This is a genomic window from Variovorax multivorans, assembly GCF_051216835.1.
Lineage (GTDB): Bacteria > Pseudomonadota > Gammaproteobacteria > Burkholderiales > Burkholderiaceae_C > Variovorax.
This window is the reverse complement of the sequence record NZ_JBPJZL010000027.1, coordinates 17,675-41,409: the sequence shown is the minus strand read 5'-3', so window position 1 is coordinate 41,409 and position 23,735 is coordinate 17,675. Positions and strand designations below refer to the sequence as shown.

Sequence of the window (23,735 nt, the reverse complement as noted above, 5' to 3'; positions counted from 1 at the left end):
CTCTTCATGATGTACATGCACTCCTGATGATGGGCACCTAATGCGGTGCCATTTATTCAGGTCACATGCTGTCGACTTCGTCCGGCTTCATCAAGACGGCCTTCGTCGGACTATTACGTAACAATGGAGAGAGCAGTCGCACTCTGGTCAAGGCGGGGCGGGACGTCAATCTCTCGACCGTCACGGAGTCGAGCACCATCGTCGCCAGTGGCGGCAATGCCCGCAACAGCTTCAGCGGGGTGTCCTCTCAAAGCCGCGAGGTCGGTTCGGCCATCCTCGGCGGCGGCAGTGTCGCTATTACCGCCGGCAATGATGTCAATGCCCGAGCCGCACAAGTTGCCGCCGCCGGCACCCTGGCGGTTACGGCGGGGCATGACATTCGCATCGATGCCGGCCAGGCAGCTCAGGCTTCGGTAGCGAACACCAGCTCATCAAGCAAGAAGCTCTTGTCGAGCAGCAGCACATCCGAAACCAAGGTGCAGGTCGACACAACCGTGATCAGCAGCAGCTTCTCTGGCAAGGACGTTGTCATGAGTGCCAGCAATGATCTCGTCATCCGGGGCAGCCAGGTGACTGCCCAGGATCAACTCTCGCTCAGTGCAGGCCGCGACGTGCGCATCGAAAGCGCTCAACAGCAGAGTGCAGGCGGCGTTAACTCGAAGTCGAGTCAGCACGGTTTCACAGGTGTCAAGGACAGTTTCCTCTACGGCGTTGGCTACAACAGCACCAACAGCAATCGCGTGGAACTCGGTGCAAGCACGACCCAGGTCGGCAGCACCGTCAGCGGTGGTAACGTCAGCATTGATGCCGGACGCGATGCACAGATCGTGGCGAGCAACGTCCTGGCGGACAAGAACATTGCGATCACGGCCGGTCGCAACATCGACGTTCTGGCAGCACAGGACACGTCGATCTCCGCGACGACCAACAGCGGGCACAGCCGCAGTGTCACGCCAGTGGCCACCGGGGTAGCACCGCGCTACACCCTCTACGCGAACAACCAAGGCTCGGAGGCTGGCACCGGCACCAGCAGCACCGCCGTGACCAGCCTGCTGAGCGCCAACGGTGGTAGCTTGACGATGGTTGCGGGTGCGGATTCTCAATACAAGGGATCGGGTCAGGGCAACGTCACGACCGAAGGCGCCGACCTTCTGGCAAAGGACAGGGTCACGATCTCCGGCAACGCCGTCAACCTGAACGCGGCCACTTCATCAGGCCAAAGCACGCACAGCTCGCAGTCCAAGAGCCACACCATCGGCGCCCAGCTCAGCGGTCTTGTGGGCGGGGTCGTCACGAGCATCTGGGACAACGCCCAGCAGGCGCGCAGGACCGACGATAGTCGCCTGAAGGGTGCCTTGGAACTCAAGGCTGGCTACGACGCCTACAAGCTGGCCACCAGCGGCGCCTTGAGCACGGGTATTCAAAGCGTGGCTGCGCCTGGCGGAGGGGGAGACCCTGCCGGCTCCATGTTCGCCGTCAGCGCCAGCGAGCAGCGCAGCCGTACCAGTTCGACGAGTGCCGATGTCTATTCCAACCAGCGCGGCACCAACATCCAGGCCGGCAGCATCGATATCACGGCGCGCGAGACGGATATCAACATGCAGGGCGCAAAGCTGCAAGCCAAAGACATCAGTCTCGATGCCGTGCGGGACATCAATCTGAATGCGGCGGTGAACACTGCCGCAACCGTGGGCAACAGCTCTGGCAGTTCGTTCGGCGGTGGGGTCACCGTGGGGCTTGGCGCGCAAAACGGCATCAGCTTCCAGGCCAATGCAGGTACGAGCAAGGGAAAATCCAACGGCTACGAAGTTCACTACGACAACACGCTCGTCACCGCAACCGACAGCGTGAAAATCAAGAGCGGCGGCGATCTCAACATGATCGGAGCTCAGGTGGCCGGAGACAGCGTCAAGGCTAATGTGGGCGGCCAACTGAACATCAAGACGCTGCAGGACGTCACCATGTACGGCAGCAGCCAGTCAAGCGGTGGACTGGACCTTAGTCTGTGCATTCCCCCAATCTGCTACGGAGAAATGGTCACGGCGAAGGTCGACTATGCCAGCAGCAATGTCAACCACAACTACCAGAGCGCGACCGGGCAAAGCGGTATTGCCGCGGGCCAGGGCGGGTACGACATCAATGTCAAGGGCGGCACGACGCTCGTGGGCGCGGCCATCACGAGCACCGCGGACAAGGAGAAGAACAGTCTCACGACCGCCAGCCTCGTAACCAGCGATCTGGAGAACAAGCAGACGACCAATTCCAGTCACGACGCGTTGAGCTTGAGCTTCAGCAGCGGAAGTTACACCGATGCCAGCGGCGCTGTTCGGCAGGGCACCAGTGCGCTCACCAATGCGGCCAGAAGTGCGACGAATACCGCGTTGGCAAATCTCAATGGTGGCGCAGGGTTGCCGGGCAGTGGCAATCAGAGCAGCCAGACGCTCAGTGTGATCAGCCCAGGCAACATCAAGATCACAGGCACGGGCGATCAGGGGGTCGACGACAAGAGCCGCGAGAATGTCGCGACGCTCACCGCGCGCGATCCGGCAACAGCCAACGGGGCGTTGGTCAACACACTGACGCTGCAGCAGGCCAAGGAGATCCCGAGGCTGCAGCAGGAGGCGCAGGACCGGCAGCGAGCGGCACAGCTGATTGGCAGCGTCATCAACAACGTCGTTGGTGACGTGGCTGCCGCGCAGGGTTGGAAAGAAGGCGGCACCGAGAAGCTCGTACTGCATGCCATTGCCGGGGTCATTCAGGCCAAGGTCGGTGACGGTAGCGCTCTGACGGGCGCACTGGCTGGGGCATTGAATGAAGTGCTGCTTCCGGAAATCGAGAAGATTCTGAATGGCCAAGGCATCTATCGGTACAACGCCGATGGAACGCCGAATCGTGAGTTCTCTGAACTCCTGACTGCCAGCTCGACCATGCTTGGGGCTGCGGTGGGGACCGCGACAGGGAACGCTGGCCTAGGGGCAACGGTTGCGAACAATGCAACGGTCAACAACCGTCTGCTGCACGAAAACGAGAAAGCCAAGATCAAGCAACTGGCAAATGGTGATCCGGTCTTGGAGCAGCAACTGACGGATGCTGCCTGCTACATGACACATTGCGCAGATGGCAAACGCGACGGGGATCCTGCGAAGGCTGCGCTGCAGGTCACGGACCAAGCAGTAGCCGCCAATGCGAACGGTGAGTACACCCGTGCACTGGAGTTGCTGCGCAATGCGCAGACCACCACCTTGTTCAATTACACCGAGGCGGATCAGCGGTTGGACCAACTGAACTCGCTTGACCCTCGAAACGTTGGAGGCTTGAACACGCAAGAGCAGCAAGCGAAGGATCGGAACATCGAAGCATGCAGAGAAGTGCAGCGCTGTACCGATGATGTCAACGCCCGCTATGACCGGATCGTGAGTGATCGAGCCGAGACAACGGTCACCGCAATCAACGCGATGAAAGCATTTGATCAATGCGCAGCCGGTGACACTACGTGCGCGGCTGGGTCGTTGGTTCAGCTACAGGCCGTGCGGGCCGATATGAAAGCGAAGGGGATCGGCACCGATCAGACGGATGTGATCGGGCTGAACTCACGCATTGCCAGAGCTGCCTCAGCAGTTGGTGACGATACTGTGTTCAAGGACATTGCAGGTGCCGCCGCAATTGGTGCCAGCGCCAGTAATGCCGGAAACGCAGGTAGTAATCCGCAGCCCACAGCGGCCGGACACGCCCCGAGGCTTCCAACGGCCGAGGCGGAGCGACTCGGGATCAAGCTTGAGAATATTGTGATTGCCGATGGGGTCGCCACCGTACGTATCGATCTTACAAATTCGATGACTGCATCTGACATTCAAAAAGTCATCGCCTATGCAAAATCCTTGGGCGCAACAAGTGCTCGCGTCGACACTGGATTTCTTGGCAATGAAAAATTGGAAGAGTTCATGAATCGTCGTGTGCAGGATGGAAGACTGTTTTTCGGCGGGAAAGTCGAAAAAAATCCTTCCCCAAATGGAGATTTTTTCATTGTCTACTGAACAAGAAGCATGGCACAGGAATCGCATTCTTTGGCGCGCCAAGCAGCACAAATGGGATTCACTGACAGGCTGCTCTTATTTCAACCCAGCAGCTGAAAGCGAAAAGCACATCCTTGAATTACATGCCTTGCAAGGAGAGCCATTGCTGCTCGCCTGGGGAGATCAGGCCAATTGGTCTGTCATAACTACCAAAGAAGTGCTGAGCAAATCCCAAGACACGGCAAACAGACTTTTACTGGCCGATGTTTCTCACACTGTCATCATCTCCTCATCTGCAAGCAAGAATCCATCCAAAGAAGAAATGGATATCCTACTTGTCGGCATCGATCACAAACGCATTTGGACTACTCCAGGGCCGATGCTATTCGCTCTTGCGAGTATTTTAAAAATGTTCCCATTCGCAACCCCCGTCAACCCGATTTAGCCTCAGGAAATTTCAAATGAATTTAATCCTTGCAGGCGACTCTGTATTTGACAATGGCCGACACGTAGACCCGGGAGAAGAGGTACTAACCCACATTAGAAAATCACTCCCCGACTGGCATATATCAATGCTAGCAAAAGATGGTGCAACGACCTTGATGCTGAGAGATCAACTTGCTGTACAGAAGGTTGAGGATTCTTATTTGCTGGTAAGCATAGGTGGCAATGACGCATTGCTAAACGCTGGCATCCTAGACATGCCGGCCTCCTCTACAGCAGAGGTTCTTGATTTGCTTTCAGACGTAACGGAAGAGTTCGAAAAATCCTATAGATCCGCCATTGAGCGCTGCCTTGAGATTACGTCGCGATTATTTGTTTGCACCATTTATCATGGAAATTTCCCAGATCCCGAATACCAAAAAAGAGTGAGCATCGCACTCGATGTCTTCAACAGCAGGATTATTAAAATCGCCGCAGAGCAAGGGATTGGGATTCTGGATTTAAGAGCGGTGTGCAATGCACCCGCGGATTTTTCAAAAGGGATTGAGCCTTCCGAAAAAGGAGGGAAGAAAATCTCGGACGCAGTGGTACGTCTACTCACGCCTCGATTGCACCGCAGCATCAGCATCTTTCACTAATCCATCCAAAATCTCCTGATAACGACTGCCTAGCCAACGCAATTTATTGATACAAAGCCGACAAATATCGCTGCATCCGCTCAAAAACAGGCAAATGGATTTGTGAAATTGAAGAAGTTTTCCGCTGTATTGCTAATCGCTCCATTGGCCGCTTTTGCGCAGCAATCGTCCACCACCCCGCAACCCTTCGTTGAACTACAGCGCCAACAGGAGCGGGAACGCGCCTTGCGCGAGCAGAACGAGCGCACCGTCGATCAGCGGCCACAGGCTGCGCCGCCTGCGCCAGTGGCGCGCATCCCCGACTCCGAGTCTCCGTGCTTTCGCATAGACCGCGTGCTGTTGGTCGGCGAGCAGTCCGAATCATTCCAATGGGTTGTAGCGGATCTGTCCGGTCCCGATGGCAATGATTCACCAGTAGGGCGCTGTCTCGGCACGGCTGGCGTCAACGTGGTCCTCGCGCGTGTTCAGCAAGCCGTCATCGCGCGCGGCTTTGTCACCACCCGCGTGCTGGCCGCACCGCAGGATCTGTCCACCGGCACGTTGACCCTGTCGCTGGTACCCGGCCGCATCGCCGCCATTCGAACGACACCTGATTCTTCATCCACGCTGCTCGGCAGTTCGGCCTTGCTGGCCACGGCCATTCCTGCGCGCCCAGGTGATCTTCTGAACCTGCGCGACATCGAGCAGGGCTTGGAGAACCTCAAGCGCGCACCTACCGCCGAGGCCGACATCCAGATCGAGCCTTCGACTGCGCCCAATGCCAAGCCCGGCGACAGCGATCTCGTCGTCAAATACGTCCAGTCCAAGAAATGGCGCGTCACCCTGAGCCTGGACGACAGCGGCACCGAAGCCACCGGCCGCTACCAGGCCGGCGCCACACTGTCCCTGGACAACCCTTTCGGCCTGAACGACCTGTTCTACGTCAGCGCCAACCACAACATCAACAACCACGTCTTCAGTGACCCGGCCAAGGGCACCGAGGGCCAGACCGTTCACTACTCGCTGCCTTACGGCTACTGGCTCCTGGGCTTCACCGCCTCCAACAGCCAGTACCGCCAGAGCGTGGCCGGCCTGAACCAGGACTACGTCTACGCCGGCAAGTCCAACAACGCCGAGGTCAAGCTCTCGCGCCTGCTCTACCGCGACCAGAGCCGCAAGACCACGGTGGCCGTCAAGGGATGGCGCCGCGAATCGCGCAACTTCGTGGACGACACCGAGGTCGAGGTGCAGCACCGCGTGGTCGGTGGCTGGGAGCTCAGCCTGAACCATAAGGAGTTCATCGGCGAAGCGACGCTCGAAGGCACGCTGGCCTACAAGCGTGGAACCGGTGGCTTCGGCTCACGCGTTGCGCCCGAAGAAGAGTTCGGCGAGGGCACCTCGCGCCTGAAGCTCTACACGGCCGATGTCACCCTCAATGCGCCGTTCAAGCTCGGTGAACAGAAGCTGCGCTATTCCGGCCTGATCCGCGCCCAATGGAACCGCACGCCGCTGACGCCTCAAGACCGCTTCGCCATCGGCGGGCGCTACACGGTGCGCGGCTTCGATGGCGAGACGAGTCTGTTGGGTGAGCGCGGCTGGCTCATCCGCAACGACATCGGCTGGGCGATGGGGCAAAGCGGGGCGGAGCTGTACACGGGCATGGACTATGGCCATGTTGGCGGACGTTCGACGGTTGATCTTCTCGGACGCAGCCTTGCCGGTGCAGTTGTCGGCGTGCGTGGCCAATGGAGCAAGCTGAGCTACGACTTCTTCATCGGTGCGCCGATCAGCAAGCCGGAGGGCTATCGCACCGCGAAGGTCACGCTGGGCTTCAATCTCAACGCAAGTTTCTGAGTCCTCTGTCGAACCGGAGTCTGTGAACCAGGCTCGCAACTCGACCATCCTCATTGCTTCATTCCGTCCCCTGCAAAATGCCTTCAAATCTTCTCGCGCGTATGCGCCTTTGGCTGCCATTGGCGGGCCTCGCGGCACTTGTCGGATGCACTTCTTACCCCGAAGTACCTCCCTACAAGTTTGAAGGCACGTCTTCCAGTCCGACTGTCAAATTTCGCTCCGACTTTCCAACATGGACGTCTGTGAGTCGAATGACGCGGATCGACCCAGAGGGTAAGAACTACTGTGTTGCGCAACCCGTGGGCTACACCAAACAGCCGGGGTTTGATCGCCGAAACCTGATGGGTCGCGATTTCGGCGATTCGGCCAAGCCCAACGACGAGGTTACTTTCAAAGTAGAGGAAAACAAGAAGATCACTCTGCAGGTGGAAACCATCCTCGCGCAATATGACAAGTCCATTGTCAAATGCGGCCCATACTTCATCAAATTCACCCCCTTGCCGGCGGCAACTTACTCGATGCGATTCGTCAAGGACGGAAACGCGTGCACGATTGACATTCGCTCGGGAGAAGCAGCAGTTGTTGCTGAGATTTTTCCGCTAACCAGGGACCGGCGCACCAACATCTGTGATTGACCTTAGGGAAAGACGCAGGTGCCCAAAGGCATATCAAATCCACCCGCCATGCGCGGCATCTGGCGCATGGACGACCGCTGGGAAGTCACGCTCATACGACAAGGCCAACGCCATCGCCGCGTCTTCTTGTTCAGCACGCACGGTGGGGTTCGTGCTTCATTGAAGATCGCCAGGCAATGGCGTGATGCGATTGAGATCGAGAAGCCGCAAACGCCGCGTTATGTACAGGCAGCCAAACCGCGGGTTGACTCACCCATTGGCATCGCTGGCGTGACGTGCATCCGATGGACGCCGGATGGTCAGCCGGCCATGTGGCGAGCCCAGACACGTATCAATGGCAAGAACGTGAACAAATCGTTCAGCGTCGGGCGGCATGGCGAGCGAGCATTGGCTCTGGCGATCGCAGCCCGTGAAAAGCAATTGAGAGAAATGAAGCAGTGGCTGCTCTCACACGACGGATGAACGCGCTGAATCCAAGGGCAAGCTGCCAATGAACTGCAGCGGTGATCAGCGTAAAGCTACGCCACCACACTTGGCATCGACGATCTCTACGATCATCGGACATGCGGGTGGGGCGATTTAGCATCCGCGCGCTCCAGCGCTCGGCTTCTGGCCTGCTCTCTCCAGCGGCCAGCCATTCGTTGCGCATCGGTCTGTACCTCCGGCATGCGCGCGACGAAACGATCCACCTGGGCGGCTAGATCACCTGCGCCCTGTCTTCGAAGTGCATCCGCCGTTGCGCGCCAATCCGCCATCACCTCCTGCCGGGTGCCCTGCATCGCCTCCTGGCCAGCATCCAGGACGCCCCGGCCCGACCGGAGAACCTGGAGCACGCTCTCCAGCTTGGCGCGCATGAAGGTCGAGGTCTTCGGCGACTGGCACTTTGCTCGCTTGTCCACAGGCAGTTGCCCGAACGCCCGAAGTGCACGGAGCCGATGATGGATCGCGTCTGTGTACGGCTTGCGGACCTGCCCTCGCACCTGACGTGGCGTCGCATTGGCCGCCACGCCCTGCTCGCGCATCAGCGCAGCGAACTGTTCGCGCCATTGCCGCAGCGTGTCCTTGCGGATGTACAGGCGCTGGCCAGGCTCGAACTCGTGCTCGCACTTGACCACCAGGTGCACGTGCGGGTGCGGCTGGTCGGTGTGCAGCACCATGGCATAGCGGTACTGCAGCGCAAAGTTCTCGCGCGCGAACACGCGTGCCGCCGCCAGCACCTTCTGCGGCGGTGTGCCCGCCGGCATCGACAGAACGATGTTGTGCACGAGCTTCGCCCGGGTGTCCTTCTGCCCCTCGGCCGGCCTGGGCTTGTACGGGCTCCTGCAAAGGTCCAGCTGCCAGTCGGTCGTGATCTCCTTCGCTGCACCTCGGCCCTGCAGGATCAGTCCCTCGTCTGCTTCCACCGGCAGCTTGCCGTGCCGGCCGATGTAGCGCAGGTGCGCCTCGACCCCGCCCACGTCCCGTCCACCGCCGGAGACCTTCACCATCACCTCGGGCGTGCGACCGACCGTGCGCTGGATCTGTGCGATCTGGTCGGCGCCGAAACGCAGGGTGCCACCGGGCCCTCGCCGGCCATAGCTCACGATGTCCAGCGACATGTCACGCGTCGCGTCGGCCGGCCCGCGATTGCTTCGCCCCAACCGCACAACCTGCTTAGGCATGGCCCGTCTCGCTGCCGGTCTCCCAGCTGATGAGGTTCCGGCGCACGACGGCCGCCGTGGCTTCGCGTGCCGCCTCGACTTCCCGCCGGAGCAGCGCAATCGCATCGCCCGGGTCCGAGGCCACTGGCTCCGCCAACGTGTTCGGCATGCCGAACCTTCGAAGCTGCCGCCCGAGCGCGGCCAACTGTGCGCAGGTCACTCGGAGCTGGTCCAACTCTTTCGGCGGCAGCACTGCCGAGCGCCGCACATGGTTGTGGACCAGCATGGCCAGGTAGCTGCCAGTCTTCATCTCACGGGCACGGGCCCGCTGTGCCGCCAACCTTCGATCGCCGTTGCGAAGCCGCAGCGTGATGCGATCCGATGCAGCGCCGTCGGCCGTCGAATCGCGCGCCCCCGCGCTGTTGGACTTCAGCACTTCGTTGACCATCTTGGCGAGCAGCCTCGATTCGCTGAGTTCATGGCGCGCGGCCAGCGCGGCAAACCGCGCCTTCGTATCGGGCGGCACCCGGGTCCCAATCACGCTCGACAGAGAGGGCTTGGTCATCGCAACGCCATGGCTGTTAACAATGTCTGACGGCAGTCTATCCTGCCCTCATCACCGCACAAGGCCTTTGCCCTCGAAGTTCAACGTCGCCCTGCAACCGCCGATCCCAGACTGCCGGTGCTCAGTCATCCATCGCACTTCCCCAGAGCGTCCAGACGGTCGCCTCACAAATTTCCTCCTCCTTCATCGAACAGGAAGACCTGCACTGTCGATAACCGTTCGAGGCTTCCTCGGTGTTCGGCATGCCGAACACCCAGGAAAGGAGGGAGAAAAGGGATTGCGGCGTATAGCGAATGCGCGAGCTATCAATCGGCTGGGCATCCGCCTCACTCCACAGCATGACAGTGCCGCCGCGAGCGGCTTATTCGCGCAGCGTGAACACCACCGAGAGGTACGAAACCGGCCCCGAATGGATCGCCTCGATCCCATGCAACGCCGTGGCCTCGAACAGCAGCGAGTCCCCTGCTCTCACCTTGACCACCTTGCCTCCGTAGCGATAGCTGACATCCCCGGAGAGGAAGTACAGGAACTTGAGGCCCGGGTGCTGGAAGATCACGTAGGGATCGGCGCCTGGCAGCAGCGTGACCAGGTAGGGCTCGACGAACAGGTTGCCCGACAGCAGGTGGCCCAGCAGCTCGTAGCGGTAGTCCGCCACCGCGCCGATGCGGTCGACAAGGACACCACGTCCCGCCCGCACGTGGCAGAAGTCCGTGCGGCGCGCCTGATCACTGAAGAAGCGCGACACCGGAACGTGCAGGCCCTGCGCGAGGCGCTCCAAGGTCTCCACCGAAGGCGAGACCAAACCGCGCTCGATGCGCGAGAGCATCGAGGAAGAAATCCCTGAGGCCTGCGCGAGTGCACCGCCGGACACATCAGCCGCCATGCGAAGCGCCCTCACCTGCGCGCCGATGCGTGCCGCGGAGAGGCTGCGTACGGCAGGTGCTGGCCGCCTCGGCCGGATGCGCGTCACCGAGGCCGGCAGCCGCAGTGGGCTGACGGTCGGCAACGGTGAAGCAAGTTGTCTATGGGCCATCATGAATCTCGCACATGAAACGGGCGACCTGCATTTGTGCGGAGCCTCTGGAACGAGGGGCATCACACAATAACTCGTCATATACTTTGTAGCTCTATGCCATTCTATATGGGGCAATCATGCGGTGCCAAGTCGTCGCGCCAACCCCATTCCGCCACCCGACTTTCCGCGTGCTTTTCGGACAGCACGGGTCGCTGTAGGCATTTCGCAGGAAGCCTTCGACACGGTGTCATCGCGGACTTACGTCAGCATCATTGAGAGAGGCGTGAATGCCCCCACGTTGACGAAGATTGATGCCTTGGTTCGAGTCTTGGGCCTGCACCCCTTGACTGTGCTTACGCTCGCCTACGCAAGTTCGCCATCTTCCGAAGAGACCCGCAAGATTCAGGAGCAGGTGGCGGCCGAAATCGCAAACCTTGGGCTGGCAGAGTTCTCCCAGAACTCGTTGCCCAGAGGCAAGACTCGCAGTCCTAAGTGAAGAAGGTCCGACCAAAGGTCCGATGTAGATCAAGCATTGCGTGCGTGTCCACGCGGCGACAGATGAAGCGGCGCGAGCCAAGCCCACTACGATCTACCACTCACAGTCAGCATGGGCACTAAATCAGGGCTACACACCTGCTAGGTCGCGGCTCGGCACCGTGAGCATCCGCGACGAACGGCCGCGAGCGATGCCCCCGAGGAGGTGGCCCTCGACTGGCTTAGCCCCAAAAACGAGGTCGAGTAACTGCGGAGGCCAAACCAGTCGCGCGCTGGGCGCCGGGGCCGTCAGAATGCGCTCACGGATCATCTCCGGTAGATGGCCTTGAGCGTGGACGAGCAGGCGCCAAAGCACTTCCACTGGGCGCTGATCGAGTCCAAGGACCATGCACGCCAGAACGACGGATGAGGCGGGCCCTGAGGCCTTTGGCACCTACATGGAACACTACAGGCCAACGTTGCGGATTTGTGGCGTATTGTCAACTAGCGTGACGGCACAAGCCGGCGATGTGTCAGGCGAACACGTCGGTGACGAAGCCACGCAAAGTCAGTCCTCCTAGGCCGACACACACTTGAAATCCGACACCCACAACTGGTTCGAGCGCTCGGCACAGAATTTTCCAGTTGACCGCCGTCCGGCAGGCATCCAGCGCTCCTGTCTCTGATGGTCTTCCGAACGGCATGACTTCATATTCTCAAGAGTTGAAGCTCCCTCAAAAACGGGTGATTCAACGAGGCGAGCCGTGATAATGGATAGAAACTCTGCGACTACAGCCCGAACGCGGGATTCGCGACCAAATTTAATACTTCTTCGACCACCTGATGAGCACGACAAACGTCAACGAGCCGATTGATCTAGGCAACTTGCTTGTTCGTGAAAGCGAACAGGTCGAGTGGAAAGAGAACGTCGCCGATCCAGACGATGTGGTTGCCACGTTGTGTGCGTTTGCGAATGACTGGTCAAACTTGGGCGGTGGGTACGTGGTCTGCGGCGCGGAGGAAGGGAAAGACGCTCACGGTTTTCCGTCGGTTGCAATCACGGGCCTCGAAGCCGCACGTTTGAAAGAAATTGAGGGGCGAGTGTTGACCGGCTGTAGAGATCGTGTGTCGCCCTCTATTGCCCCACTTGTCCACGAAATCCCGACGACCGACCCTACTCGCCGCGTCCTGGTATTTGTGATGCCAGCAAATCCGAAGGCACACACGTTTCGGCGGGGTACCGACTCTGGCAAGCACTATGTGCGAATCAGCAGGGAGACCAGAGAGGCCCGAGACGGCATCCTGAGAACTCTCCTTGTGAGGAAAAACGAGATTGAGCCTTGGGACCGGCGAGTGTGCGGTTCGGCAACTACGAACGACCTTGATCTGGTCGCTCTTCGCGACGCGTTACAAAGGATGAATGTTTTCGATCCGAAGCGTGGAATCGACGACTATTTGTCAGACACACACGCATTGAGCCCCTTTGTTCCGCCGCTTTGCGGCCGGGACCCATTGACAGGACAGCTGCGACCGCGGAATTTTGCGATGCTGCTATTCGGACGCCAAGTGCAAGCGCATGTGCCAGGTGCGTACTCGCTCGTATCGATTTATCCCGGCCATGACCGCTCTGAGCCTCATGCGGAGCGTCATGAACTGGACGGAACGATCATTGATCAAGCACGGCGCGCGATAGCCATACTCGGAGTGCAGAGCTACATCGCCTTTGATAAGACCAGCGAGCGCTCCCCTAACGTCCTTAAGTACCCGAGACAAGCGTTGACAGAAGCGATGGTTAACGCGCTAGCGCACCGTGACTACGAGCTTCCAGACCCGGCGCGGACAACTGTCTTTGCGGATCGGATTGAGATCGCATCTCCAGGCGGTTTGCCATTAGGAGTGAAGCTAGAGGTGCTACGGGAGGGCAAGTCAGGCTCAAGATGGCGAAATCAAAGCTTGGCTTGGTTCCTAAGCAGGCTGCAACTGGCCCAGGCAGAGGGACAGGGGATTCCGACGATTATTCGATCTATGAGGGAGGAAGGGTGCCCCGATCCGAGGTTCGATGAGGACGACGACGCCCGAGTGATCTGCACGCTTCCAGCGCATCCGCGGCACGCACTTGCGCGCGAATATCGTCAGATCGAAGAGGCTATTTCGCTCGGCGAATTCGAATTGGCAAAGAGCCGAGTTCAAGCGCTTCTCGTAGATGACGGGATGAATACCCGCGCAGTTCAACTTCTCGCAGAAATTGCGGGTGCGCTGAAGGAGCCCAACCTCGTGCGCAGCTACCTGACAGAGCATGAAGACGGCGTGTCCGCCCTTCCTCCGAGAGCCTTGCTGCAGCTTGCCGAGGCGCTAACGATGCAACAGAACCCTGGGCGTCCAGATTTCGACATTGCTCGCCGCCTCTATCTCTATGCTTCGAAGGGACTTTCTGACGAGCGTGAGGTTCGAAAAGTTGCCTACGGATTGAGCAGGGCTGGAGATGACCATGGGGCAGTTGCATTCATTGACAAGCAGCTAGGCGAGCATCCGGAGTGGAGAGACAACGCGTTCCTGCTGCAGGCCCGTGGAAATTCATACATCGGGATGGCGAAGCAATGCACGAGGACGGCGCGCCGCGATGGATTGCCCCCCCAGGCAAAAACACGTGCATGGGAGGATGGGAAGCGCTTTCTGGGACTTGCCCTCAAGGATTTGGAAGCTGCCCTGAATACGTCTGACGCGTTTTTGCGTCAGACAGTGCAAAAGAACATTGAGTTCGCTGAGGACCTTCTTCGTCGCGTGTTGGCAGGTCGTCCACAAGGAGGACCTCGTCATGGTCGCCGCTAAGTATTGCGGCTCAGACCGGCGCTGGCTTCCACTCTGACTCTGGGCGCCTTCGCGTGCGACCAACCGGCAAGATATAGGTCCATCACTACCAGCAAGCTCTTCAGCAGCAACGCGTCGGCAATGAGCTTTTTTCGCCGGCAGGATGGCCGGTAGATCCATCAATCATGGCTGTGAGCCTCATGAATTTTGGGTTCTTTGGGGAAACACTCTTCGCCAGTTGGCCCCCGCAAAGACAAACGGGCCCTGAAGGGCCCCTTGAGCGTAAGCGGCCAGTCTGACCTTGATCAACGCCAGAACGTCAATGATGACGGGCATCCGGCGCCTCAATGACCGCAGCCCCCAGCCAGAAAACCCGGTGGCACCGAAACTTCCGCAGTGTTACTGTCCGACACATGTCAATTACCAACTCCACAGGAGCAAGCGACATGCGAGAGCAGAAAGCAATCAATGCGATGAGCCCGACCGAACTCGCGGATCGAGCCGCAGTCGAAGAAGCAGTCCTAACCGCTCTTGAAAACGTCTTCCCTCCAGGGGAGACCGGAATGGCCGCTGAGACCGCTGCCGGTTCTAAAGACACATGCAAAGGAACGTTGCAGGGAATCTCTGATGCCCTCACGGCGCGCGAGGAAGAAAAAATGCTTGAAGAGCTAACTCCTAAAAGGCCATGAGATAGAGATCTCCATCCGCTGCAGGCAAGCTGCGTACCCGCCTTGAGCACCGCATCGACGTTCATGCGCGCTGTCTACCCTAGCTTGGCGTGCCATTTGCATTCGCACTCTTGCTCCGTTTTGTGAGCCGCTCTTAGTGACCGAAACGCTTGTGAGCTAAAACTGGCCGTATCCCGGCTTGACCGCTCTCCGTATCGAAACAACCTTCGACTCGCTTGTCTAATATATCGGGGCGCCCCAATGGAGCAGCCCCTTACAAGACAACAAACATCATCAGGACGAAAAATGCCTAAGAGCGCTTCCGTGGATATCCAGGAACTGACTTTAGATCTGCGCAACTACAGGACGGTTGCACAAACCAAAGAAGTCCAAGCGATACAGGCAATGATTTCCGTCAGTCCAGATCGATTTTGGGCACTGGTGGAAAGCTTGCTCGATGATGGTTATTTGCCGACCGAAAATATCATCGTAATCAAGGCTGTAGGCACCGACGCGCCGAAAATCGTGCGGGAAGGCAACCGTCGAATTGCTGGCCTCAAGCTCATCCACGGATTCCTGCCGAAGGTTGGCATCACGGTTCCCTCAGAGATCGCGAAGAGAATTAAGGTCGTCACTGATGAGTGGAAGCAAGACAATCTGACCGTACCTTGCGTGATCTATGAGTCAAAGGAAGCAAATGTCGTTGACCGCATCGTCACGTTGACACACGGCAAAGGGGAAAAGGCCGCGCGCGAAGAGTGGAAAGCCATTGCAAGAGCGCGACACAACAGGGACGCGAATCAGGCGTCCGAGGCGGGTCTTGATTTGCTGGAAAAGTTCTTCAAAGTCGCACGCAATGTGTCTAAAGAGCAGTCGGACAACTGGGCCGGCACGTATCCGATCACGGTTCTTGACGAAGCGATCAAGAAGCTTGCGCCTCGCCTGGGCGTTGCGAACGCACCAGAGCTCGCAAAGAAATATCCCAAAATTGATCACCGTGATGCGCTGGACGCAATCATCAAAGACATTGGCCTGCAGAAGATCCGATTCGAAACCATACGGAATGCGAAAGAAGAATTTGCAGTTTCCTATGGTGTTCCCTTGTCTGTCGAGAAAGCGTCATCTGGCATAGACAACACAACAGGTGGAGCGGAAAGTGGCGCTTCGAACGGCTCCGCTAGTGGTGACGGTCAACAAGGAACTGGGGCTGGCAGCAACGGAGAGGGAAACACAGGTAGTACCGGCAATTCAGGCGGTGCGTCGAGTGCCGGTGCCGCAGCGGGGACCGGAAAGAAGACTGCCGCGGTCTCTATCAATGATCCGAAATCGGTTATGCGAACACTACGGAAATTTACGCCGCTCGGTGCAAACAGAGAAAAAGTGGTGACCTTGAAAAAAGAAATGCTCACCTTGAAGCTAGACAAGGCTCCGACAGCCTTTTGCTTTCTACTCCGAAGCATGTTCGAGATCTCAGCCAAGGCATATTGCGAAGATCACAAGAGGAGCGGAGGTCCAAGTTCGAAGGACGCGTCGGGCAAAGACAAGGCACTCGTCGATGTACTCAGGAGCATCGCAACTCACTTGACGAGCAACAACACCGACAAAGAGGCGATGAAGGTTCTTCACGGGGCCATGACCCAATTGGGAAAGCCGGAGGGACTGCTTTCGGTGACCTCAATGAATCAGTTGGTCCACAATCCGAAGTTCTCAGTACTGCCTGGAGACATCGCTGGTCTGTTCGGAAATATCTACCCGCTGTTGGCGGCGATGAGCCACTGAGCTTCGATGCGGGTCACCGCAACAGCTCGCATAGCCGGACTGCGCACTTTTGGACGCCCCGAAGCCACCCGCAGCCTTCTTAGTCGCTAAGCGGCGACCTTGAAGGTGAAGTCGTGCTCGTATCGCTTGGAGGAAGTTCCTGGCCTGAAGACGTTTGTCTGTCGATTCAGGATTTCCGTAGTCGAGCCTTCGTGCTGCGCGCTCACGCGATAACCACTGAAACCACTGCTGAGCGATATCAGCAGCCCATCCATAAGATCTTGCTTCGGCATGCGAGTCCCGCCAATTCTCACGATGACATGAGTCCCAGTCTTCACCAATGGCTGAAGCCCCGACCAGACCTCCTCCAGAAAACTCCAATAGTCATCTAGGTTGGTGTGGCGATCATCCTTATTTACGCCGGCGTGAGGCTCGTCAGCCCCCCCTAAAAACCACAGCCTTAACCACTGGTCTTCGTTGTAGTCGGTCGTATCCAAGTAAGGTGGTGAGGTAACGATCAATGAAACCTGCTCCTTTAACAACGGAAACGCTCTGGACGCCTGTCGAGCATCTCTATGTCGGATTTTTCCGGTCAGAGACGGCACCTCACCTTGCAAACGAAACCGAACCATTGCCCTCAAAATCTCGAACGTCTTCCGAAACGGGGCATGCAACTCACGCTCAGTCCACCATTTGATCGAATACTGGGGCTTGGTGCTGATGGTTCTCGGCATCCGATTGCTCAGGCAGTTAGGCGTTTTATGCGATTCCCCGTGCAAGCACCCCAGTATGACGGCCGCCAAGAAACGGTCCACTTTTGATGTTTGCCAAGCAAGCCGTTCCCTTAGGAACATCAATTCAGCAAAGGTGCTTTCATGAAAACACCATCGAAAGAATTCCGACTGGGGCGGAAGTGTCCGTGCGCTCGCACGATACTCGGCCTCAAGTTCTGCCAGCCTACGCAAGGCCAAACGTTGGCTTGGTGCATCAGCCTTAGCGCCAGCGACGCAAGCAGCAACCGGGTTGATGTCGGTACCAGCAGCCTGACGACCGTTCAGCAGACTTTCAAACACCGTAGTACCCCGACCACTGAAGGGGTCGAATACCCAGTCACCGCGCTTTGTATGAGCCAGCACATGCTTTGCCACAAAATCCTCAGGGAACATCGCAAAGTACGGACACAACGAGTGCAAGGGGTGTCTCATGCGGCGACTCCTTGGCCGATCACTTTTCCAACCGTGACGTTTACCCAGGCAGCGATATCGATCACTTGATCTGCCCCGTCAACATTAGCCAAGTCGCCAGGGCGGGTCTTCATGCAAGTTTCGAGATGATGCGCGATGCGAAGGCGATCAAAGATCAACCCGAACCGACGTTCTCGGCTAGCGACCATCCGAGCCCTCGCGCTCTCATAGGTTGAATCCTCAAATTCGTCCAAGTCGGCGTAGCTCAAAAAAGGGATGTATAACGCGGGTATGTAGTGCACGGCGGGATGATCACCGGAGAACCAATCTCCATGAAAGGGCTGCACATCCTGGACAACCGATTTGTCCATCCAGTTGCTTCCTGAAGCGGTCTGACCCAGCGAATAGAGCTTGCTCGGGAGTCGATCCGGGTGGTCTCGCCACGCTATCACGTCAATACCACCATCCTTGGTTGCAGCCGCCAGCCCTGGCTCAATCGCTGTCCTGAAATTCCCATATCCAAATCGCTCGTACGCTCTACGCAGAGCCGGCAAGAATGCATCCCCTTCAGCCCGAGGAAAGCCAAACGAGCACACTGCACCACCAAAATAACCACCAGCAGCCAGACAAGCACATACCTGAAAGAGAAGTGGTAATTTCAAGATCTCCGGGGCAAGCGTCCCAAGTCCAGACAACATCTTTTCTCGGATAGCCGTGGCTACCAAGCAGAATGTGTATGCCACTTGCCCGTAGTGCAACTCATCTTTCGTGAAACAAGCACGCAACACACCACGGTGGGCATCTACCGTGAATGGATAGGAATCGCCAAGGCAAGACTTTCGAAACTCAAGCTCTGCAAAGGCCGCATCAAACAGAGCCGTACGAGGCTCGTCCAGGATCTCTTGATCCAACGGATCGCCAGTAACTGGATCAGTCGCGTCCCGCTGATGAGGTCCGTCATCTGCGATATCGAAGACATTGGCAAGATCGCCTTTGGAGGACATCCGGCGCGCGGACAAGATAGCGCTAAGTTCGAACCAGTCCGCCAGCGAAGAGCGGCGGTCATTGACGGTTGGCGACAGCAGCATTTTTACAGCTCGTCTGGTGCTGTATTGACGCGATCCTTCATCGCAACCAGAAGGCTTCTTACAGTGCGCTGAAGGCCTTCCGCGACTTTGAGTAGCGTCGGATCACCTCCATACGAGCCGGAAAAACCGCTGGCGTCTTCCGTGAACTTCGCTGCTTTAAGTAAGGCCTCTTCAAACCTAGTCGTTCCGGGCACAACTCGTGCGTAAGCAGTAGAGAGATTTCTCTCTGCCATCAACATCTTTTTGGCTTCGGGGTTGCCAAGGACATCACTGAGCTTGTTGAGGTCTGGGTTCTGACTCTCGATCAGGGCGGACTCGCCCTTCTGCTCTTGCCCGTACAGCCAAGACATCAATTGGGCGAACTGCGCCCTATGTGTTTTGGGGATTGGGTTTTTCTTCGGCGGAGAAGAAACGTCCTCGTCACCTAGTCCGATATGGTCCCGGACGGCAGCCCTCGTTAGGGCTGTGTAGAGATGCGAGAACGCAAACCGCTTTTTAGTCCTATTGGCAAGATCAAAGCCGTCATTTTCGGCTTGCTTCAGGGCGTACCAGCCGTTGACCAAACGCCGGACAGTGCTGTGCCCGTCACCCAACGTCTGACTGATCGTGGCGATACTCTCACCTTCATCAAACCACTGAGCGGCATACTTGGCCTTCGCCATCGCGTCCCATTTGAAGGGGCCATTGATGTGCTTAAAGCCGATATAGCTACGGGCATCCGCGCGACTATCGACGTAGCGGACGCGAACCGCACTCGGCGCAGCCCGAGCATTGTGGATTGCCGGTAACTCGAAGTTGACCCGCTTTCGAAGCGGAGCGTCCGTAATCAATCGAAGCGCGGCGAGCCGACGATTCCCCTCCAAGACAATGCTTCCGGCCTTGAGCACGATGAGAGGTTCATAGTCCACATAGCCTGCGGAAAGAATAGACTGGACAATTTCCTTTACATCCGCCTCATCGACAAGGTGCCGGACAATCTCATCTTCGTCGCTGAAATCCCCATCAACGAAGCGTGGATTGTCTAGGTCAAATTGGAGCAGGGACGGCGCAACATTGACGTCCTGGTCCGCCGGGGAGGATGATGGCTTCTTCGTTGACATTCGCTTGGGTCCTCCAATTTGCGCAATCGTGCACCCCATTCGGGGGGACGACATCGTCCTAGGGCACTCAGACCGCCCTCGCTGCCGCTTGCGTACCGTGTTCCTAGCGTAACCATCTATTCTATCGGGCAGCTGGGCTGGTCTTGAAGACCAGTTGCGCGCCCTCCGGGTGGTCACGCAGCCCGTTGTTTCGCTGGGAGCACCCACAAATGTCGCGCACGTGTACAGTCACGATGCCGTACGCACGGCGACCGACCGCTACCCTCGGCGCCCCTTCTCGCGGAAAGTGCCACGAACCTCCAGCATGCGTCTTGTCTTCTCCAGCTCACCTTGCAGCAGTTCGGCATCCGGCAGCACGGTCCGATAGTTCGCTGCCATGATCTTGCTTGGCAGTCCTTCAAGTGCGTACCTCGCCAGAGCGTGCCCCTTGTCGGCGCAGAGGATCAGACCGACCGGTGGGTTTTCGTCAGGCAAGGTCCAGTTCTCCTTGGCGTAGTTGCAATACATGTGCATCTGCCCCACGTCCGCGTGGGTCAACCCGCCAAGCTTCAGGTCAACGATGACGAGACAGCGCAGGCGGCGGTGAAAGAACAGTAGATCAACGCGGTACCAAGTCTGGTCGATGCGCAACCGTCGCTGCCGTCCGACAAAGCTGAAGTCTCTGCCGAGCTCGAGCAGGAAGTCTTCCAGGCGGTGAATCAGAGCCTCTTCCAAGTCGGACTCCGAGTACTCGTCCTTGAGATCCAGAAATTCCAGCACATAAGGATCCTTGACCGCATCGGCGGAGAAAACAGCATCCCCCTGTGTCGGCACCGAACCCTTTTGAAGCATCGCCGCCTTGTTTCTTGACAGCGCCGTGCGCTCGTAGAACTGGCTGCTGATCTGGCGATCAAGCTGGCGCACGCTCCAGCCCCCACGCAGTGCCTCTGCTTCGTAGAACCGGCGGGCGCTACTGTCCTTGACCGCGAGCAAGCGGACATAGGCAGACCAAGGCAGCGTGAAAAGCGGCGCCAACTCCTCAAGCCGCCATGTTCGAACGGGATCGGCGGAGCCGATCCCCACTGTCGGGGATGCATTCGGTGCCTGCGCCCCCGAGACATGTTCTTGCGTCAGCAGCCGGGGAGATTCGCCAGACGCTGTCTGGCGAATCGGCCAAGCAAGGAAGAACGAGCGCATCTGCTGCAAGTTCTGACGGCTGAACCCTCGACCGAATTGCCCCGTCAGGTCCAATGAAAGCCGCTCGATCAGTTGCTCGCCATAGCCCGCTCGCCGCCTGCCTTTCTGCTCGGCCTGGACGATACGGCGACCAATCTCCCAGTAGCTTGCCGTCATCAATGAATTGACGCTCCGAGCAGCCGCCTGCCTTGCAGCGTCGAGCAGCTCGACGATGCCGCCCCGGATACCGGCATATCCACTCGGCAAGGTCGCTGCGCTTGCCTTGGAAGAAGGAATCGATTTCCTCATGACGTGGCGCCCTCCGATCGAGATCCGGCGGAGGTATGCCACTGCAATGCGTCAACGCTGCCCTCGGAATCAGGTATCAAGATGGGCAAGGCACCGGCAAGAGAGCCCGCCTCTACCACGCTCATCTCGCCCCCCCTTGCTGTCGCGAATTCCGTGCAAGCAGGCATCGCCAACGCCTTGTCCGCAGCCAAGTCATCGAGCAGATCCGCCCACAACTGGATCATCTTGCGCCGCTGATTCAGGAAAGTGGCGCGGTCATAGGCGCTGCCCAGCTCCTCATCGGAGCCATGCGCCAAATGCCGCTCGATCACCTCCCGATCGCATCCCAACAGTTCACGAATCAGGGTCCGAGCCGTGGCGCGGAACCCGTGGCCTGTGATCTGCTCCTTTGTGTCGTACCCCAGCGTGCGCAGCGCACTGTTGATGGTGTTGTCGCTCATGTAGCGCGTCTTCTCGGAGCGCTTCGCCATGCTGCGAAAGATTGGCCCACTGGGACCCGTCAGCGGATAGATGTCGCGCAGGATTTCGACCGCCTGCGTCGACAGCGGCACGAGATGAGCCGGCGTGCGTACATCGCGCTTCTTCCACTCCCGCAGCTTCATCTTCTCGGGCGGGCAACGCCATAGCGCCTGATCGAGATCCACATCTTCCCAGTGCGCCAACCGCAACTGACCGGGCCGCTGGAACAGCAAGGGCGAGAGCTGCAGCGCCGCACGCGTGATGACGTTGCCGTTGTAGGCACGCATGTCGCGAAGCAACTGACCGAGCTTCTGCGGGTCCGTGATCGCCGCGTAATGGCGAGTACGTGGCGGCGGCAGACCACCGGTACGACCGTTCACGAAGTTCCGGGCCGGATCCAGCGCGCCCACGTCGACGGCGTACTGGAACACATGCTGCACCGCTTCGCGCACGCGCTGCGCCGTCTCCAGATTGCCGCGCTCCTTGATGCGGTGCAGACATCGGACCACCTCGGTCGGCAAGATGGCCTCCATGGCCAGCGCACCGATCCACGGGAAGATGTGCAGCTCCAGGTGGCGCATCACCTTCTCGGCATAGCTGGCCGACCATTCGCGGTCCTTCCGCGCCTGCGCATGCCAGGCACGGGCGGTCAGCTCAAAGGTATTGAGGCGTGCAACGCGATCGCGCTCTTCCTCCACGCGCCGCGCCTCCCGTGGATCGACGCCATCGGCGCGCTTCTCGGCTTCGGCACGCGCCTTCCGGCGCGCGGCCGCAAGCGTCACCGCCGGGTAGTGCCCGATGCTGAGCTTGGCTTCCTTGCCATGCCGCTTGTAGCGATAGACCCACGCCTTGCCGGTCGGTCGCACGCGAAGGTAAAGACCGTCGCCGTCTGCCAGCAAATATTCCCTGTCACGCGGCGCTGCCGCCTTGATCTGAAGCTCGTTGAGTTGCCCCATGGTGTACCCAAAATCGACTGCGATTGAAAAGCAGTCTGGGGTACACCGTGGGGTACACGCAAGAACGGGATTTTGTGAGATTCGGTGATGCCGCTTGAGCCGCCTTTTTGAGGCTAAGCCCTTGATGTACAAGGACTTTTGAGCTGACTTGGGATCTACCGAGAAAGAAAGATGGTGGCCTGGGGCGGAATCGAACCACCGACACGCGGATTTTCAATCCGCTGCTCTACCAACTGAGCTACCGGGCCATTGCATTTGTGTGCAGCCCTAAATTATACAGCGCTTCTGCGCCCTCTTGAAAGATCGACCCCAAGTTGTTTGAGCTTGCGGTACAGATGGGTGCGTTCGAGACCGGTTTTCTCGGCGACGCGGGTCATCGAACCGTTCTCCATCGCGAGGTGAAACTCGAAGTACGCCTTCTCGAAACCATCGCGCGCATCGCGCAGCGGGCGGTCGAGGTCGAAGCTCTGCGTCGATTGCGGGCCGGCGTCGACCACGGGCACGGAAGCGAGCGAGGCCATCAGCAGGCTGTCGCCTGTCGTCGTGATAGCGGCCGCCTGGTTGCCGGTGACCGGCGCGGGCACCACGCCTGCCGCGGCGCGGCGTGCGCTCTCGCGTGCCAGGCCCTGCTCCACTGCCTTGAGCAGCTTCTGCATGGTGATGGGCTTCTCGAGGAAGGCGAAGGCGCCGATGCGTGTTGCGTCGACTGCGGTGTCGATAGTGGCGTGGCCGCTCATCATGATGACGGGCATGCTCAGCAGGCCCGCGGTGGACCACTCCTTGAGCAGCGTGACGCCGTCGGTGTCGGGCATCCAGATGTCGAGCAGCACGAGATCGGGCCGTGCGCGCTGGCGCGCAGCGCGGGCTTCGGCGGCGTTTTCCGCGAGCTCCACGTTGTGGCCTTCGTCATTGAGAATTTCGAAGAGCAGGTCCCGGATGCCCAGCTCGTCATCGACCACGAGAATGTTTGCCATGAGTGCTGCTTGTTGTTTG

20 protein-coding genes and 1 tRNA gene are annotated in these 23,735 nt (G+C 58.7%); 10 read left to right on the top strand and 11 right to left on the bottom strand.

Going from position 1 to position 23,735, the window contains the following annotated elements:
* The first annotated feature begins 65 nt into the window (after positions 1-65).
* The 6 genes from ACSFCA_RS35175 to ACSFCA_RS35150 all read left to right on the top strand — a co-directional run bounded on the left by ACSFCA_RS35175 (position 66) and on the right by ACSFCA_RS35150 (position 8,025).
* The gene (locus tag ACSFCA_RS35175; protein WP_435462781.1) at positions 66-4,034 is read left to right on the top strand and encodes a hemagglutinin repeat-containing protein; all 3,969 of its coding nucleotides are present in this window, start codon (positions 66-68) and stop codon (positions 4,032-4,034) included.
* Complete coding sequence (locus ACSFCA_RS35170) at positions 4,024-4,458, top strand: hypothetical protein (protein ID WP_435462782.1); 435 nt, start codon at positions 4,024-4,026, stop codon at positions 4,456-4,458. Before ACSFCA_RS35175 ends, ACSFCA_RS35170 begins: the two co-directional genes overlap by 11 nt.
* Before the next feature lie 16 nt (positions 4,459-4,474).
* Positions 4,475-5,095: an SGNH/GDSL hydrolase family protein gene (locus tag ACSFCA_RS35165; RefSeq protein WP_435462783.1), complete on the top strand. Its 621-nt coding sequence runs from the start codon at positions 4,475-4,477 to the stop codon at positions 5,093-5,095.
* A 135-nt stretch (positions 5,096-5,230) separates the two neighbouring features.
* Positions 5,231-6,928 carry a ShlB/FhaC/HecB family hemolysin secretion/activation protein gene (locus tag ACSFCA_RS35160; RefSeq protein ID WP_435462799.1) on the top strand — a complete coding sequence of 566 codons (1,698 nt, stop codon included), beginning with the start codon at positions 5,231-5,233 and terminating at the stop codon, positions 6,926-6,928.
* A gap of 251 nt (positions 6,929-7,179) precedes the next feature.
* Entirely contained in the window at positions 7,180-7,563 is a 384-nt protein-coding gene (locus ACSFCA_RS35155; protein WP_435462784.1) for a hypothetical protein, read from the top strand.
* A gap of 48 nt (positions 7,564-7,611) precedes the next feature.
* Complete coding sequence (locus ACSFCA_RS35150; protein WP_435462785.1) at positions 7,612-8,025, top strand: hypothetical protein; 414 nt, start codon at positions 7,612-7,614, stop codon at positions 8,023-8,025.
* Positions 8,026-8,117: 92 nt separating this feature from the next.
* Here ACSFCA_RS35150 and ACSFCA_RS35145 read toward each other — a convergent pair whose 3' ends face one another.
* The 4 genes from ACSFCA_RS35145 to ACSFCA_RS35130 form a co-directional block, all read right to left on the bottom strand.
* A complete protein-coding gene (locus tag ACSFCA_RS35145) occupies positions 8,118-9,224 on the bottom strand; it encodes a relaxase/mobilization nuclease domain-containing protein (protein ID WP_435462786.1) in 1,107 nt (368 codons plus the stop codon).
* The gene (locus ACSFCA_RS35140; RefSeq protein ID WP_435462787.1) at positions 9,217-9,768 is read right to left on the bottom strand and encodes a hypothetical protein; all 552 of its coding nucleotides are present in this window, start codon (positions 9,766-9,768) and stop codon (positions 9,217-9,219) included. The genes ACSFCA_RS35145 and ACSFCA_RS35140 overlap by 8 nt, the downstream gene beginning before the upstream one ends.
* A gap of 121 nt (positions 9,769-9,889) precedes the next feature.
* Positions 9,890-10,108 carry a hypothetical protein gene (locus ACSFCA_RS35135; protein WP_435462788.1) on the bottom strand — a complete coding sequence of 73 codons (219 nt, stop codon included), beginning with the start codon at positions 10,106-10,108 and terminating at the stop codon, positions 9,890-9,892.
* A gap of 21 nt (positions 10,109-10,129) precedes the next feature.
* Positions 10,130-10,666 carry a helix-turn-helix domain-containing protein gene (locus ACSFCA_RS35130; RefSeq protein ID WP_435462800.1) on the bottom strand — a complete coding sequence of 179 codons (537 nt, stop codon included), beginning with the start codon at positions 10,664-10,666 and terminating at the stop codon, positions 10,130-10,132.
* Between the two features lie 259 nt (positions 10,667-10,925).
* Between ACSFCA_RS35130 and ACSFCA_RS35125 the strand changes: the two genes are divergently transcribed.
* From ACSFCA_RS35125 to ACSFCA_RS35110, 4 genes are all read left to right on the top strand, one after another.
* A complete protein-coding gene (locus tag ACSFCA_RS35125) occupies positions 10,926-11,279 on the top strand; it encodes a helix-turn-helix domain-containing protein (protein WP_435462789.1) in 354 nt (117 codons plus the stop codon).
* 821 nt (positions 11,280-12,100) lie between these two features.
* On the top strand, positions 12,101-14,086 hold the full coding sequence (locus ACSFCA_RS35120) for an ATP-binding protein (protein ID WP_435462790.1): 1,986 nt from the start codon (positions 12,101-12,103) through the stop codon (positions 14,084-14,086).
* A 392-nt stretch (positions 14,087-14,478) separates the two neighbouring features.
* Positions 14,479-14,754 carry a hypothetical protein gene (locus ACSFCA_RS35115; RefSeq protein WP_435477479.1) on the top strand — a complete coding sequence of 92 codons (276 nt, stop codon included), beginning with the start codon at positions 14,479-14,481 and terminating at the stop codon, positions 14,752-14,754.
* A 303-nt stretch (positions 14,755-15,057) separates the two neighbouring features.
* Positions 15,058-16,512, top strand: a complete 1,455-nt coding sequence (locus ACSFCA_RS35110; protein WP_435462792.1) for a hypothetical protein — start codon at positions 15,058-15,060, stop codon at positions 16,510-16,512.
* An 86-nt stretch (positions 16,513-16,598) separates the two neighbouring features.
* On the opposite strand, the gene ACSFCA_RS35105 is transcribed toward ACSFCA_RS35110, so the two are convergent.
* The 7 genes from ACSFCA_RS35105 to ACSFCA_RS35075 form a co-directional block, all read right to left on the bottom strand.
* Complete coding sequence (locus ACSFCA_RS35105; protein WP_435462793.1) at positions 16,599-17,696, bottom strand: DNA methyltransferase; 1,098 nt, start codon at positions 17,694-17,696, stop codon at positions 16,599-16,601.
* Complete coding sequence (locus ACSFCA_RS35100) at positions 17,693-18,763, bottom strand: hypothetical protein (protein WP_435462794.1); 1,071 nt, start codon at positions 18,761-18,763, stop codon at positions 17,693-17,695. The genes ACSFCA_RS35105 and ACSFCA_RS35100 overlap by 4 nt, the downstream gene beginning before the upstream one ends.
* A 2-nt stretch (positions 18,764-18,765) precedes the next feature.
* A complete protein-coding gene (locus ACSFCA_RS35095; protein ID WP_435462795.1) occupies positions 18,766-19,863 on the bottom strand; it encodes a hypothetical protein in 1,098 nt (365 codons plus the stop codon).
* Positions 19,864-20,121: 258 nt separating this feature from the next.
* Entirely contained in the window at positions 20,122-21,327 is a 1,206-nt protein-coding gene (locus ACSFCA_RS35090; RefSeq protein ID WP_435462796.1) for a PDDEXK nuclease domain-containing protein, read from the bottom strand.
* Positions 21,324-22,742, bottom strand: a complete 1,419-nt coding sequence (locus ACSFCA_RS35085) for a tyrosine-type recombinase/integrase (protein WP_435462797.1) — start codon at positions 22,740-22,742, stop codon at positions 21,324-21,326. The genes ACSFCA_RS35090 and ACSFCA_RS35085 overlap by 4 nt, the downstream gene beginning before the upstream one ends.
* 172 nt (positions 22,743-22,914) lie before the next feature.
* Positions 22,915-22,990, bottom strand: a tRNA-Phe gene (locus ACSFCA_RS35080).
* 24 nt (positions 22,991-23,014) lie between these two features.
* Positions 23,015-23,716, bottom strand: coding sequence for a response regulator (locus ACSFCA_RS35075; protein ID WP_093057187.1), 702 nt, complete (start codon positions 23,714-23,716; stop codon positions 23,015-23,017).
* Between the last annotated feature and the right edge of the window lie 19 nt (positions 23,717-23,735).

Bases quoted from the DNA above. Each gene is read 5' to 3' on its own strand.
- ACSFCA_RS35140 (WP_435462787.1), bottom strand. From the start codon at position 9,768: ATGACCAAGCCCTCTCTGTCGAGCGTGATTGGGACCCGGGTGCCGCCC.
- ACSFCA_RS35095 (WP_435462795.1), bottom strand. From the start codon at position 19,863: ATGTCAACGAAGAAGCCATCATCCTCCCCGGCGGACCAGGACGTCAAT.
- ACSFCA_RS35115 (WP_435477479.1), top strand. From the start codon at position 14,479: ATGTCAATTACCAACTCCACAGGAGCAAGCGACATGCGAGAGCAGAAA.
- ACSFCA_RS35135 (WP_435462788.1), bottom strand. From the start codon at position 10,108: ATGCTGTGGAGTGAGGCGGATGCCCAGCCGATTGATAGCTCGCGCATT.
- ACSFCA_RS35150 (WP_435462785.1), top strand. From the start codon at position 7,612: ATGCGCGGCATCTGGCGCATGGACGACCGCTGGGAAGTCACGCTCATA.
- ACSFCA_RS35175 (WP_435462781.1), top strand. From the start codon at position 66: ATGCTGTCGACTTCGTCCGGCTTCATCAAGACGGCCTTCGTCGGACTA.
- ACSFCA_RS35105 (WP_435462793.1), bottom strand. From the start codon at position 17,696: ATGAGACACCCCTTGCACTCGTTGTGTCCGTACTTTGCGATGTTCCCT.
- ACSFCA_RS35155 (WP_435462784.1), top strand. From the start codon at position 7,180: ATGACGCGGATCGACCCAGAGGGTAAGAACTACTGTGTTGCGCAACCC.
- ACSFCA_RS35100 (WP_435462794.1), bottom strand. From the start codon at position 18,763: ATGCTGCTGTCGCCAACCGTCAATGACCGCCGCTCTTCGCTGGCGGAC.
- ACSFCA_RS35085 (WP_435462797.1), bottom strand. From the start codon at position 22,742: ATGGGGCAACTCAACGAGCTTCAGATCAAGGCGGCAGCGCCGCGTGAC.
- ACSFCA_RS35145 (WP_435462786.1), bottom strand. From the start codon at position 9,224: ATGCCTAAGCAGGTTGTGCGGTTGGGGCGAAGCAATCGCGGGCCGGCC.
- ACSFCA_RS35090 (WP_435462796.1), bottom strand. From the start codon at position 21,327: ATGAGGAAATCGATTCCTTCTTCCAAGGCAAGCGCAGCGACCTTGCCG.
- ACSFCA_RS35165 (WP_435462783.1), top strand. From the start codon at position 4,475: ATGAATTTAATCCTTGCAGGCGACTCTGTATTTGACAATGGCCGACAC.
- ACSFCA_RS35075 (WP_093057187.1), bottom strand. From the start codon at position 23,716: ATGGCAAACATTCTCGTGGTCGATGACGAGCTGGGCATCCGGGACCTG.
- ACSFCA_RS35120 (WP_435462790.1), top strand. From the start codon at position 12,101: ATGAGCACGACAAACGTCAACGAGCCGATTGATCTAGGCAACTTGCTT.